Annotated in this window: 10 protein-coding genes and 2 pseudogenes; all 12 read left to right on the top strand. The window is 58.9% G+C overall.

From position 1 onward, the window contains the following. Positions 1–40: 40 nt before the first annotated feature. The gene (gene accD, locus RE428_RS12930; protein ID WP_004582438.1) at positions 41–976 is read left to right on the top strand and encodes an acetyl-CoA carboxylase, carboxyltransferase subunit beta; all 936 of its coding nucleotides are present in this window, start codon (positions 41–43) and stop codon (positions 974–976) included. Next, positions 945–2,234, top strand: coding sequence for a bifunctional tetrahydrofolate synthase/dihydrofolate synthase (gene folC / locus RE428_RS12925; RefSeq protein ID WP_051079803.1), 1,290 nt, complete (start codon positions 945–947; stop codon positions 2,232–2,234). The genes accD and folC overlap by 32 nt, the downstream gene beginning before the upstream one ends. A gap of 157 nt (positions 2,235–2,391) precedes the next feature. Further along, positions 2,392–3,090 (top strand): SPOR domain-containing protein, encoded by a 699-nt coding sequence (locus RE428_RS12920; protein WP_004582436.1) that lies wholly within the window; start codon positions 2,392–2,394, stop codon positions 3,088–3,090. 108 nt (positions 3,091–3,198) lie between these two features. Next, on the top strand, positions 3,199–3,777 hold the full coding sequence (locus RE428_RS12915; RefSeq protein WP_004582435.1) for a CvpA family protein: 579 nt from the start codon (positions 3,199–3,201) through the stop codon (positions 3,775–3,777). 6 nt (positions 3,778–3,783) lie between these two features. After that, complete coding sequence (purF, locus tag RE428_RS12910; protein ID WP_004582434.1) at positions 3,784–5,307, top strand: amidophosphoribosyltransferase; 1,524 nt, start codon at positions 3,784–3,786, stop codon at positions 5,305–5,307. Positions 5,308–5,322: 15 nt separating this feature from the next. After that, positions 5,323–6,546, top strand: a complete 1,224-nt coding sequence (locus RE428_RS12905) for an O-succinylhomoserine sulfhydrylase (protein WP_004582433.1) — start codon at positions 5,323–5,325, stop codon at positions 6,544–6,546. A gap of 88 nt (positions 6,547–6,634) precedes the next feature. After that, positions 6,635–7,180: pseudogene (locus tag RE428_RS24450) on the top strand (DNA translocase FtsK 4TM domain-containing protein); the annotation flags it as partial. Between the two features lie 408 nt (positions 7,181–7,588). Then, positions 7,589–9,226: pseudogene (locus RE428_RS24445) on the top strand (DNA translocase FtsK); the annotation flags it as partial. A gap of 15 nt (positions 9,227–9,241) precedes the next feature. Then, on the top strand, positions 9,242–9,883 hold the full coding sequence (gene lolA, locus RE428_RS12895; RefSeq protein ID WP_004582431.1) for an outer membrane lipoprotein periplasmic chaperone LolA: 642 nt from the start codon (positions 9,242–9,244) through the stop codon (positions 9,881–9,883). Further along, positions 9,883–11,250 carry a replication-associated recombination protein A gene (locus RE428_RS12890; protein WP_004582430.1) on the top strand — a complete coding sequence of 456 codons (1,368 nt, stop codon included), beginning with the start codon at positions 9,883–9,885 and terminating at the stop codon, positions 11,248–11,250. The genes lolA and RE428_RS12890 overlap by 1 nt, the downstream gene beginning before the upstream one ends. A gap of 238 nt (positions 11,251–11,488) precedes the next feature. Then, complete coding sequence (serS, locus tag RE428_RS12885; protein WP_004582429.1) at positions 11,489–12,766, top strand: serine--tRNA ligase; 1,278 nt, start codon at positions 11,489–11,491, stop codon at positions 12,764–12,766. Positions 12,767–12,845: 79 nt separating this feature from the next. After that, positions 12,846–14,219: a siroheme synthase CysG gene (gene cysG, locus RE428_RS12880; RefSeq protein WP_004582428.1), complete on the top strand. Its 1,374-nt coding sequence runs from the start codon at positions 12,846–12,848 to the stop codon at positions 14,217–14,219. Positions 14,220–14,324: the final 105 nt, after the last annotated feature.

Raw genomic sequence — 14,324 nt, 5'->3', positions numbered from 1 at the left:
TCCATCCGCGCCAGCAGAAACATATGAATAGGATGACATCATGAGCAACTGGCTGGACAAGATCATGCCGAGCATGATTCGCTCGGATTCCAAGCAACGCACCAGTGTGCCGGAAGGACTGTGGAAGAAATGCCCGAAGTGCGGTGCGTTTCTCTACAAGCCAGAACTGGACAAGAACCTTGATGTCTGCCCAAAGTGTTCCCACCACCTCCGGGTCACCGCGCGCCGCAGGCTGGATATCTATCTCGATGCCGACGGGCGAGAGGAAATCGGCAACGAACTCGAACCCTGGGATCGCCTGAAGTTCAAGGATAGCAAGCGTTACAAGGATCGACTCAGCCAAAACCAGAAGGCGACCGGCGAAAAAGATGCGTTGGTGGTGATGCGTGGGCGTACCCTTGGCCTGCCTTTGGTGGTCTGCGCCTTTGAGTTCAATTTCCTCGGTGGTTCCATGGGGCAGGTCGTCGGCGAAAAGTTCGTTCGCGCCGTCAACGTCGCCCTGGAAGAGCGCATTCCGCTGGTCTGCTTCTCTGCCAGTGGCGGTGCCCGCATGCAGGAGGCGATCCTGTCACTGATGCAGATGGCCAAGACCGCTGCAGCCCTGGAGCGTATGAAGCAGGAAGGTGTTCCATTTATTTCGGTGCTGACGGATCCGGTCTTCGGGGGCGTGTCGGCCAGCCTGGCGATGCTGGGGGATCTCAACCTTGCCGAACCTTACGCCCTGATTGGCTTCGCAGGCCCGCGGGTTATCGAACAGACCGTGCGTGAAAAGCTGCCGGAAGGGTTCCAGCGTTCGGAGTTCCTGCTGGAGCATGGCGCCATCGACATGATCGTCCACCGCCACGACATGCGCTACCGCACAGCCTCTCTCCTGGCCAAGTTCACCGGTCAGGAACCGCCGCAGCCGGAAGCGGCCATCGAGCTGGATTCCGAAAGCGAGGAGGATGTCCAAGCTCCCGATGCTACAGGCGCCTGAGTCCGGAGCCACTGTCGACCAGTGGCTCGATTACCTCGAAGCTCTCCATCCCAAAGAAATCGACCTGGGTCTCGACCGTGTGCTCGTTGTGCTGCGCCGTCTGTTCCCGGTGCGGCCCAAGGCGCGTGTGGTCACTATCGGCGGCACCAATGGCAAGGGCACTACGGTGGCCGCGCTGGAGCAGCTCCTGCGCGCAAGTGATCGTACTGTCGGCGCCTATACGTCGCCTCATCTGCAGCGCTATAACGAGCGGGTAAGGATCAACGGTGTCGACGTCTCTGACGACGACCTGGTTGCGGCTTTCGAGACTGTTGAGGAGGCGCGCCGCTCGGTTAGCCTCACCTATTTCGAGTTCGGTACGCTTGCGGCTTTTGTCCTGTTCCAGCGTGCCGAACTGGACGACTGGATCCTCGAAGTCGGCCTTGGCGGCCGATTGGATGCGGTCAACGTGCTAGATGCCGATCTTGCCATTATTACTTCGGTAGACCTGGATCATACGGCTTGGCTGGGTAATGACCGTGATACCATCGGCTATGAAAAAGCCGGGATTCTTCGTCACGGCCAAAAGGCCATATACGCTGATCTGGATCCACCGCGTTCCGTGCTTCAACAGGTCTCAGCGCAAGGTGTTGATTGTTACCGTCTTGGTGAGCAGTATCGTATAGAAACCAACAGCGCAGGGGCTCGCGTAGTAACGGATGCCGGCGGCCACTGGTCGTTTGCGTTGCCGGCCTCCTGTCTGCCGGAACAGAGTCTCGCTGCTGCGGTGCAGGCCTTCCGTTTGCTGCAGCCTGATGAGGCCGATGAGCGTATTGAAACCGCTTTGGAAAACGTGCGAATTCCCGGCCGATTCGAAATTTTCGGTGAGGCACCGCGAGTTATCCTCGATGTAGGTCACAATCCTCACGCCGCCCGGTGGCTACGCGCGCGTATCGAGAGGCTCGGTGTCTCTGGCCGGGTCAGGGCGGTCTACGCCTGCCTTCAGGACAAGGATACGGCTGGTGTGCTTCGTGCGATGGAGCCAGTCGTTGATGACTGGTACCTGGCGCCATTGTCGATTGCACGAGGGTTGGACATAGGAGGCGTGTGGGAGCGGGCCCGTGACCTGTTGCCGGTCCACGATGTGGTCCGGCGTGAGGCGAGCGTGGTCGAGGCGCTGGAGCAGGCGCTTGCTGAGGCGGAGCCGGAGGACTGTATCCTGGTGTTTGGTTCTTTCTTTACGGTCTCCGAAGCTCGCGAACTGTTGAGTAACGCCTGACAAACGGTTCGTCGGAAAACAAAAGCGAACAAATTTAATAATTTATCGCCGATATCTTCCTTAAACATCATTCATTCTGGCTATGAGGCTTTGTGTTCCATAGCGGCTAACGTTAGTATCCGGTCAGAATCTCCCCCAACGCAGAGGACAGCTTCCTGTGGATGGATTGAAGCAGCGTATTGTTGGTGCCCTGGTACTGATTTCACTGGCCGTTATCTTTGTTCCGATGCTGTTTGACGAACCGCACACCGAGCGCACTTCCAAGACTATCGAATTACCTGAAGAACCTGCGTTTCCATCTGTCGACGTGAACGAGTCTGCCGATCAGCCGGCCCCGTTAGAACAATCGCCCGCGTTTACCCTTGAAGAGTCCCCGGCAGCTAATCAGCCAACTGCTACCGACGCCATGAGTGAGCCGGTGGCGGTCGAAGCACCTGCTCCAGAGAGTACGTCTGCGCCGGAATCTGCATCTGCGCCGGAACAACAGCCTGTCGCGGTTAGCGAACCTCGGCCGGAACCCCCTCCAGCACCTGCCAAAACCACACAACCTACGCAGTCTGCGAACCCCGGAACGTCAGCCAAGACTGAGGAGGGTGTCGAGTATTCCCGCGCTCTCGAGGGTGCCTGGTTGGTGCAGTTAGGTAGTTTCGGCAACGCCGACAACGCCACTCGGCTGCGTGACAAGGTGCGCGAAAAAGGCTATGCCGCCTATACCCAGAGCGTTGAGCGCGGCGATATGACCCTGACCCGCGTATTCTCTGGTCCGTTCGTTTCCGAGCAAGAAGCCAAGTCCGCAAAATCCAGGCTGGATAAGTCCTTTTCCCTGAATAGCCTGGTGATGGAAGGCGACAGTTAGGACTCGGGGCTTCCTGATATACCGGTGCCTGTTTTAGGTCGCCAAGGTTTGGTGTAACCCGGTTTCCTGATAGAATCCGCGCTTCTGAATTTCCTTGTTGGGTCGAGAATGAACGCGCTGATCTGGATTGACTGGGTCATCATCACCATTATTGCTGTTTCGACCCTGATCAGCCTGAAACGTGGGTTCGTCAGGGAGGCGCTATCCCTGGTGACCTGGATCGGTGCCTTCATCATCGCGCGCACTTTCCACCCGCAAATGCAATCCCTACTCGAAAGTACCGTCGAGACGCCGTTGGTGCGTTTGATTGCCGCATTTGGGATCCTGTTTTTTGGTACCCTCATCGTAGGTGCCGTGATCAACAACATGATCGGTCAACTGGTGAAGGCCACCGGCCTGTCGGCGACCGATCGTGTACTCGGTATGGGTTTTGGCCTGTTGCGTGGGCTGGTGGTGGTCATCGTGGCCATCGCATTCGTGCGCTATACGCCCTTGTCCCAGGATACCTGGTGGCAGCAGTCGGTGATGATCAGCCGGCTTGCAGTCGTGGAGCAGTGGTCCCGGCGCATGCTGGGCGATGAGTTCGAGCGTTTTCTGGGTCCTGCGGAAAATGATTCCGCGACGGCGGTGCAACTGGAAACAGGTGCTGTCGGGCAGAATATCAAGCTATCTGTATCGGAGAAGTAAACACCCATGTGTGGCATTGTCGGTATCGTAAGTACCTCAAACGTCAACCAGACGCTCTATGATGCGTTGACGGTCCTTCAACACCGGGGGCAGGATGCGGCCGGCATTGTAACTTTCCAGGACGACCGCTTTTACCTACGCAAGGATAATGGGTTGGTGCGGGATGTATTCCGTACCCGCCACATGCGCCGGTTGGTAGGTAACGTGGGTATCGGTCATGTTCGTTACCCTACCGCGGGCAGCGCCAGTTCCGCCGAGGCCCAGCCGTTCTACGTGAACAGCCCATACGGTATTACGCTCGCCCACAACGGCAACCTGACCAATGCCGACGAGTTGAGCCGAGACCTGTTTCGTACGGACCTGCGTCATATCAACACTAATTCCGACTCAGAGGTCCTGCTCAACGTCTTTGCCCACGAACTGCAGAAACTGGGCAAACTGAATCCGACCAAGGATGAAATCTTCGCCGCCGTCAGCGCCGTGCACGAACGCTGTCGTGGTGCCTATGCCGTCATTGCGATGGTGACCGGTTACGGTATCGTTGGGTTCCGCGATCCGAACGGCATTCGCCCGGCATGCTACGGCGTGCGTGAGACTGAGGTCGGCAAGGAATACATGATTGCGTCCGAAAGCGTGGCCCTCAATGCCGCCGGCTTCAAGCTCGTACGTGATATCGCCCCGGGCGAGGCGGTCTACATCGAAACCGACGGGACGCTCTACACCCAGCAGTGTGCGCCGAAGCCGCATCTGATCCCGTGTATTTTCGAACACGTCTATTTCGCCCGCCCCGATACCATCCTCGACAAGGTATCCGTCTATAAGGCGCGTTTGCGCATGGGTGAGACCCTTGCGGACAAGGTGCTGCGTGAACGTCCTGAGCACGATATCGACGTAGTAATGCCCATCCCCGATACCAGCCGGACTTCGGCCATGCAGATGGCCCACCGCCTGGGTGTAAAGTTCCGGGAAGGCTTTATCAAGAATCGCTACATTGGCCGGACTTTCATCATGCCGGGCCAGAAGATGCGCAAGAAATCGGTGCGCCAGAAGCTGAACCCCATCGACCTGGAGTTCAAGGGCAAGAACGTCATGCTTGTGGACGACTCTATCGTGCGCGGCACCACCTGTGAGGAAATCGTGCAAATGGCCCGGGATGCGGGTGCGCGTAAGGTCTACTTCGCGTCAGCCGCGCCGCCTGTCCGTTATCCCAACGTCTATGGCATCGACATGCCGGCGGCAGGTGAGTTGATCGCCCATGGCCGTACGGTGGAAGAGATTCAGGACCTGATTGGAGCCGACTGGCTCGTCTATCAGGACCTTGAGGACCTGATCACCTGTGTCAGCGATGTGAACCCGGAGATCGAGGCCTGGGAGTGTTCGGTATTCGACGGCAACTACATCACCGGCGACATTGACGCGACGTACCTGGCCAACCTTGAAGATCAGCGTAGCGAGAGCGGTAAGGCCAAGAAGAATCCGGAAATGGCGACCGACAATGGCATTATCGATCTTCATAACGACGAAGACTGAACGGAACCGTAGCTGATGACCAAGATACGCGACGAGCACGTTCGCATTCCCGAGTCCGATCTCGAGGGCGTCTCTGTCGATACCCTGGCCGTGAGGGCAGGGCAGATCCGTACCGAACAGCTCGAGCACAGCGATGCGATATTCCCTACGTCGAGCTTTGTCTACGGCAGCGCCGCCCAGGCGGCGGCGCGATTCGGTGGCGATGAGCCGGGGAACATCTATTCGCGCTTCACCAATCCTACAGTGCAGGCATTCGAGGCCCGTATTGCCGCGATGGAAGGTGGAGAACGGGCTGTGGCGACCGCTTCGGGCATGGCCGCAATCTTGAGCACCTGCATGGCGTTGCTGCAAAGTGGCGATCACGTTGTCTGTTCGCGTGGCGTTTTTGGCACCACCAACGTCCTGTTCCAGAAGTATCTGGCCCGTTTCGGGGTAGAGACCACCTTCGTCGGGCTGACGGACCTGGATGGGTGGGCCGCGGCAATACGGCCTGAGACGCGGATGCTGTTTCTGGAGACTCCGTCCAACCCGCTTTGCGAAGTTGCGGATCTGGAGGCGCTCGCGGAACTGTCCCACCGCAACGACGCGTTGTTCGTGGTGGATAATTGTTTCTGTACACCGGTACTGCAGCGTCCGTTCGAGCTGGGCGCGGATATCGTGATTCATTCGGCAACCAAGTATCTGGATGGCCAGGGTCGCTGTGTTGGCGGCGTCGTGGTTGGGTCGGACAAGTTGATGGAAGAGGTCTACGGCTTCCTCCGTTCAGCCGGACCGACCCTCAGTCCATTCAACGCCTGGGTCTTCCTTAAGGGCCTGGAAACCTTACCAATCCGTATGCGTGCCCACTGTGCTAATGCGTTAGAGTTGGCCCGGTGGCTGGAACAGCATCCTTCGGTGGGGAAGGTGTTCTATGCTGGGCTGGAAACCCATCCCCAGCATGAGCTCGCTGCCCGGCAGCAGAAGGGATTTGGTGGCGTCGTTTCGTTTCAGGTTAAAGGTGAGCGTGAGGCAGCCTGGCGGGTCATCGATGCCACGCAGATTATTTCCATAACGGCAAACCTGGGGGACGTGAAAACCACGATCACCCATCCGGCGACGACGACACACGGTCGTCTTTCTCCGGAAGACAAGGAACGGGCCGGTATTACGGAAAACCTGATTCGTGTATCAGTGGGCCTGGAAGATATCGACGATCTGAAGGCCGATTTGTCCCGCGGGCTGGATGCCCTGGGGCAGTAGCCGCCATGTACCGAGGCGGTCGCTGAGGCGATATCGGTGAGACGATATCGCTGAGAAGATAGTAACGAGAGGGGAAGCCTGCTCCGAGATGAGCCGTAGCCAGTCAATGTCTGAACGCAAGAAAGCCAAAAAAGAGACTCAGCTGACGGAGAAGCAGCAGCGTTTCCGTAGACTGTTGGCCCAGGGTGGCCGCGAAGGCGCGCTGATAGCCCTTGTCGCCCTGTGTATTTACCTGATGATGGCGCTGGTGAGCTACAGCCCGGCGGATCCCGGCTGGGTCAGCGTCAGCCATGATGAGCAGGTCACGAATTACGCAGGTCGCACCGGCGCCTGGATCGCCAGCCTTCTGACGGAATTCTTTGGTCAGATGGGCTTCCTGTTCCCCGTCATGGTCGGGTTCTATGCTTTCCTCCTGGTCAAGCATCGCAACGATCCGCTCGATCTTCACTGGCCTCTGTTTACGCTGCGTTTTGGCGGTTTCCTGTTAATCCTGCTCAGCGCCACCAGTCTACTGTCGATGTACTCCATCATGGGACTGGATTCCAGTGCGGGTGGCGTGCTGGGTAGGGAAGTATCCGAGGCTATGGTCGGTGCCTTCAATCTGCCCGCGGCGACCCTGCTGCTCGTCGCCATATTCCTGTTTGCGCTGACGGTATTCAGCGGCCTCTCCTGGTTCCGGCTGATGGACTTGCTGGGCTCGAACACGTTGCAGTTCGTGGACTGGATCAAGACACAGTTCGATACTCGCGGAGACGACTCGGAGGAAGAGCCCAAACCCGTCAAGCCGGAACCCAAGGCGCCGGAGCCGCGGCGCGAGCCACCGGTCGTGAATGACCGGGTAGCTGCCGAGGATAAGCCATCGCTGCTTGCACGTTTCAAGAGGCTCTTCAGGCGCAAGGATGATTCGGGTTTCGTGCCGGAGCCACTACCCGCGCGTATTGAGCCGAGTATGGACGGTTTGGCCGCCACGGATAACTTCGATGGCACCATCGATGGCGGATTCTCTGCAAACGAGTCTGCGCCAGTGCGTACCGCAGCCAAACCTGCCCCGAAGCCGGAAAAGCCGGAGCCCGAAGCCAAGGCTGTCCGAATTTCCCCGTTCAAGCGAAAGGAAGAAGCGCGCAAACCAACCGACAAAGAGCGTCAGCCCTCGCTGTTTGACGACATCGAAAGTGCGATACCTCCGCTCACCCTGCTGGATCCGGCTGATCCCAACAAGAAGAAGGGCTACTCCAAGGAGTCCCTCGAGCACATGTCGCAGTTGCTCGAGGAGAAACTGTCCGATTTTGGTGTCAGCGTCGAAGTTGTCGAAGTCAATCCCGGCCCGGTCATTACCCGGTTCGAGATCAAGCCTGCACCGGGCGTGAAGGTCAGTCGCATTTCAAACCTGGCGAAAGACCTGGCGCGCTCATTGGCGGTTATCAGCGTGCGTGTGGTCGAGGTTATTCCCGGCAAATCTGTGGTCGGTATCGAGATTCCCAACGAAGAACGGGAGATGGTTCGCCTTCGCGAGGTGCTCTCGTCCAAGACCTACGAGGAGTCGTCGTCGCCACTGACCCTGGCACTGGGTAACGACATTGGTGGCAATCCGATGACGGCCAATCTCGGAAAGATGCCTCATCTGTTGGTGGCGGGTACCACCGGTTCCGGTAAATCCGTCGGCGTGAACGCCATGATCCTGAGCATGCTGCTCAAGGCTACACCCGATGAGGTCCGCTTTATCATGGTCGACCCGAAGATGCTCGAACTGAGTATCTACGACGGCATCCCGCACCTTCTTGCCCCGGTCGTTACCGATATGAAGGAGGCAGCCAACGCATTGCGCTGGTGCGTAGCGGAAATGGAACGCCGGTATCGACTGATGGCTGCGCTCGGCGTGCGTAACCTGGCGGGTTTCAACCGCAAGGTGAAAGATGCCGCGGAAGCCGGTGAGCCGATAGTCGACCCGCTTTGGAAACCCGATGAGTACCTCGATAACGACGAGCAGGCTCGGCCCGAACTGGAGCCACTGCCGTTCATCGTGGTGGTGATCGACGAGTTTGCCGACATGATGATGATCGTCGGCAAGAAGGTGGAAGAGTTGATTGCCCGGATCGCCCAGAAGGCGCGAGCGGCCGGTATCCACCTGATCCTGGCAACCCAGCGGCCGTCTGTCGACGTCATCACCGGCCTGATCAAGGCCAACATCCCGACCCGGATTTCCTTCTCCGTCCAGTCCAAGATCGATTCCCGTACGGTGCTTGACCAAGGCGGTGCGGAGCAGCTGTTGGGCCATGGTGACATGCTTTATCTCCCGCCGGGATCCGGACTGCCGGTACGTGTCCACGGTGCCTTTGTCGACGATGACGAGGTGCATCGTATTGTCAGCGCCTGGAAGGAGCGGGGCGAGCCGGTCTATGTCGACGACGTGCTGAGCGGCGCTGAGGGTGAGAGCCTGCCCGGTGTGCCCAGCTTGTCCGAAGGCGGTGGCGATAGCGAGGGCGACGCGCTCTACGATGAGGCTGTGGCCTTCGTTACGGAAGGGCGTCGGGTGTCCATTTCTTCGGTGCAAAGAAAGTTCAAGATCGGCTACAACCGGGCGGCCAATCTGGTTGATGCCATGGAGGCCTCCGGCGTGGTCAGTGCCGCCGGCCATAACGGTGCCCGGGAAGTCCTGGCGCCGCCACCCCCGCGAGATTAGGAGTTGTTTGTGCGCATGAGAACCTTCCTTGCACGCCTCACCGGCGTACTGGTTATCAGCTTCGCCTTGGTATCGGCCGCGATGGCGGATACTTCCGCGACCCAGGCGCTGGCCGAGAAGCTGAAACAGTACCGTTCGTATCAGGCGGATTTTATCCAGATTGTCGTGGACGGTACTGGCAATAAGGTCCAGGAATCCCGTGGCGAGCTCAAGGCAAAGCGCCCGGGGTTGTTCTATTGGAAAGCGGAGACGCCTTTTGCCCAGACTATCGTGGCCGACGGCGAGAAGGTCGAGGTATATGACCCCGATCTGGAGCAGGTGACTATCAAGCCCATGGATGAGCAGATGACATCGACCCCGGCGTTGCTGCTCAGCGGTCAGGTTGATCACCTTGAGGAAGCCTACAGCGTGTCCCGTCCTGAAGGCGCCTCAATGGGCGAAGAGTTTATCCTCGAGCCGAAGAATCCGGATTCCCTGTTCCTTTCCCTGCGCCTGCGCTTCCGCGATGGTGTCCTTAGCGAGATGCGGCTACGTGATTCGCTGGACCAGGTCAGCATCCTCAGCTTTCAGGACGTCAAGGTGAACGAGCCCGTGTCCAACGAGGTCTTCGAGATGGATTATCCGGACTCGGTGGACGTCATTACGAGTGCCCAGTAATGCAAGGCGGCCTGTTCGAGGAATCCCGCGGCTTCCAGCCGCTGGCGGCCCGAATGCGGCCGCGAACCCTGGATGAATACGCCGGCCAGCAGCACCTGGTTGGACCGGGCAAGCCGCTACGTCGGGCGGTGGAAGATGGCCAACTGCATTCGATGATCCTCTGGGGGCCGCCGGGTGTGGGTAAAACAACGTTTGCCAAGCTCCTGGCGGATACCGCCGATATTACCTTTGAAAGCCTCTCTGCCGTTTTGAGTGGTGTAAAGGATATCCGTGATGCCGTAGAGCGCGCCCGCAACCGGAAGCAGGTCGAGGGGCGCGACACGCTGCTGTTTGTGGACGAGGTCCATCGTTTCAATAAGAGCCAGCAGGACGCTTTCCTGCCGCATATCGAGGACGGCACCGTTATTTTTGTCGGTGCCACAACCGAGAATCCTTCCTTCGAGCTCAACAGTGCCTTGCTGTCCCGCACGCGCGTCTATGTGCTCAAGCATTTGCAACCGGACGAATTGATAGGACTGCTCCGGCGGGCACTCGAGAGCGAGCATGGCCTGAATGGTCAGCTCCGGGTGCCTGAACCTCTGTTGGAGATGATTGCTGCCGCTGCAGACGGTGATGCCCGACGCGCCCTGAATATTCTGGAAGTCTCATCCGACCTTGCAGAAGAAGTAGACGGTATTGCCGAGCTGACCGAAGACATGCTGGAACAGGTCATGCAGTCCAGCCTGCGCCGTTTCGATAAAGGCGGCGACGTGTTCTACGATCAGATTTCCGCGTTGCACAAGTCGGTACGGGGTTCCGACCCGGACGCTTCGCTGTACTGGATGTGCCGCATGCTCGATGGCGGATGCGATCCAATCTACGTCGCCCGGCGCCTGGTGCGTATCGCCAGTGAGGATATCGGCAATGCGGATCCCCGCGCCCTGCGCCTTACACTCGACGCCTGGGACACCCAGGAACGGTTGGGGTCCCCCGAAGGCGAGCTTGCGCTGGCGCAGGCGGTGACCTATCTGGCCTTGGCGCCGAAAAGCAACGCGGTGTATAACGCCTATAACCGCTGCGTGGCCGATATCCGCCAACAGCCCGATTACGAAGTGCCGGTTCACCTGCGTAATGCGCCGACATCACTGCTCAAGTCCATGGGTCACGGTAAGGAATACCGCTACGCCCATGACGAACCTGATGCATTTGCCGCCGGGGAGGCCTATTTACCGGAGGCGATTTCTAAAGTACGTTATTACCAACCCGTTCCGCGCGGCCTGGAGATCAAGCTGCGGGAAAAACGGGACTGGCTCGATGCCCGCAACGCCGCGGCCAGCGAGCAGCGTTATCCTTCCGATACACCGGATTCCGGCAAGGCGTCGTCCTGACGTAAATCCATCGCCGCATATCGTCTGTGCCGGTGGTACATGAAATTCCTGAAGGTATACTATGCGCAACGTCGCGCTCTGTAGGTTGGGAGTCTGTTCCAGGCGGCAGCTTCCGGTAGGCACGGATGCAGGCGACATTCCAGGGAGTCTATGAATAGCTCCTGGGTCAGCTCCCGGCTTTCTGAGCGACCAAAAGCTGTTCAAGCCTCGCAAATCACCAGAAGTTAACAGGACGATCATGCTCGATCCCAAACGTGTTCGGAACCAGACTGAAGACATTGCCCGCCGACTTGCCGTGCGCAACTACACCTTCGATGTGGAGGCTTTCCAGTCCCTGGAATCCCGTCGCCGGTCTCTCCAGGTCAGGACTGAAGAACTCCAGAGCGAGCAGAACAAGCGATCGAAGGCGATCGGCAAGGCCAAGGCGGCCGGTGAAGATATCCAGCCGCTGCTGGATGCGGTCGAAGATCTCAAACGGCAGCGTGGGGATGCGGAAGATGAACTGCGGGCGCTGCAGGAAGAGCTCAATGCGTTCCTGTCCGGCATCCCGAATGTCCCGGACGACAGTGTCCCGGAAGGCAAGGACGAAGACGACAATGTCGAGCTTCGGACCTGGGGCAACGTGCCGGCGTTCGATTTCGAGCCAAAGGACCATGTGGATCTCGGGCAGGGCGTTCACGGCCTGGATTTCGAGACAGCCGGCCGACTGGCGCAATCCCGGTTCGCGGTGATGCGTGGTCCGGTGGCTCGCCTGCATCGTGCACTGGCGCAATTCATGCTCAACACCCACACGGACGAGCACGGTTATTCCGAGACCTACCTGCCGTACCTGGTTAATGCAAATACGCTGTATGGCACCGGTCAGTTGCCGAAATTCGAGGAAGACCTGTTCAAGATGGAGGGTGAACATCCCCTCTACCTGATCCCGACGGCGGAGGTGCCCGCCACCAACCTGGTCGGCGACAGCATCCTCAAGCCCGAGGAGTTGCCCTTGCGGATGGTTTGTCATACCCCGTGTTTCCGCAGCGAAGCGGGATCATACGGTCGCGACACTCGGGGCATGATACGGCAGCACCAGTTCGACAAGGTGGAATTGATTCACGTGGTGCGTCCGGAAGATTCCGATGAGGCGCTGGAGCAGCTGACCGGGCATGCGGAGAAGATCCTGCAGAAGCTGGAACTGCCATACCGGGTTGTGGCCCTCTGCGGCGGTGATATTGGCTTCTCCGCAGCGAAAACCTATGACCTGGAAGTGTGGCTGCCGGGGCAGGGTAAATACCGGGAGATTTCCTCCTGCAGCAACACCCGGGATTTCCAGGCGCGTCGCATGCAGGCGCGTTGGCGCAACCCGGAAACCGGAAAGCCGGAATTCGTGCATACCTTGAACGGCTCTGGGCTGGCGGTTGGGCGGGCGCTGATCGCCGTCATGGAGAATTACCAGCAGGCCGACGGCAGCATCCGTATTCCGGAAGTACTACAGCCCTACATGGGCGGCATCGACGTAATACGGCCTTGAAGCCCTCGACGCGGGGATCGACCGTGCTGAAGGTCGATCGTGCCGGCCGTAGCGAGGGTAGGGCATTAAGGAGTTTGCAGTGACCCTCACGGTTTCTCTCAGGATCGATCATCCGGTCGTCGGTTGTATTGGCATCGGCCCACGTTTGTTGGCGAAGGCGCGCGCGTGCGCGGAGCAGGGTGCACGCATTGTCTGGATCGGTCACGATGAATTGCCCGACGAGGCGCCCCCTTCGAGCGTCGTGGCGGATATTCCCGCGGCCGGTACCCCCCTTGTTGGGGCCGATTATGGCTTGCTGTTGATCGATACCGGTGTAGTCGAAGATGATGCGGCTTGGATTGCTCGGGTGGAAGAAGGCTTGCCGGTGTGGTCGCCGGTGGATCACCCCCGGGCGCAGGTGCAGTTTCCGGCGACGCTCCAGCGGGGCCCGCTGCGCATCACCGTCGATACCGGGGGCCGTTGGCCCACGGTAGCCAGTTGGCTGCGGCAAAAGCTGGATACGCTGTTGCCGGAAGGGTTGGGCAATGTGCTCCAGCAGATGACGCGTAAGGGCGATCTGTCCGACCGCCTGACCACGCCGCATCAGCGCCGGAGCTTCTGGTACCAGTTGTTGGATGGCAACCTGGTCGCCCGCGCGCATCAAATGCCCGCCTCGGATTTGTCCGATTCCCTTGAGAGTGCGATCCGCAAGGCCGCGTCAGGCTCGGGGCGTGGCGAAGTCTTCCTTGTCGGCGCCGGTCCCGGCGATCCTGACCTACTGACCCTCAAGGCCCTCCGAATTATCGCCCAAGCGGATGTGGTGCTATACGACCGTTTGGTATCGAGGGAAATCCTGGCGCGTGTCCGCGCCGACGCCGAAATGATCCATGTCGGCAAACAGCGCTCGAACCACACACTGCCTCAGCATGAGATCAACGAACGTCTGGTGGAACTGGCCAGGAAAGGGCGGACCGTGGTCCGATTGAAAGGGGGGGACCCTTTCATTTTCGGGCGTGGTGGCGAGGAAATAGAAACCCTGGCCGAAGCTGGCGTTGCCTTTCAGGTGGTGCCTGGTATAACGGCGGCCTCCGGTTGCTCTGCCTATGCTGGCATTCCGCTAACACACCGCGATTATGCGCAATCCGTTCGTTTTGTAACGGGCCATCTCAAGAACGATACCTGCGACCTGCCGTGGAAGGATTTCGTTCAAAACAACCAGACCCTGGTGTTTTACATGGGCCTCGTCGGCCTCCCGATTATCGTGCGGGAATTGGTCGCCCACGGGATGCCGGCGGATATGCCGGTAGCACTGGTTTCCAAGGGTACCACGCCGGAACAGGTAGTCGTGACAGGGCAGATCGATTCCATCGTGGAAAAGGTCGAGGCCAGCGAGGTGAAAGCGCCAACGTTGATTGTTATCGGCGAGGTGGTGAAGCTTCGGGATAAGCTGGACTGGATTGGGCAGTCCGTTTAACGGCGTGTTCAGCTCAATACCTAAAAGTAGGTCGGGTTCACCCAAGGGCGTAAAAGCAACGCGTAACCCGACAAGCCTCTTCCAGACACCACTTGTGGGTAACAC

The sequence above is a fragment of the Marinobacter nanhaiticus D15-8W genome (assembly GCF_036511935.1).
GTDB lineage: Bacteria > Pseudomonadota > Gammaproteobacteria > Pseudomonadales > Oleiphilaceae > Marinobacter_A > Marinobacter_A nanhaiticus.
Note: the sequence above shows the minus strand (reverse complement) of the source record. Positions and strands in the feature narration are given on the sequence as shown.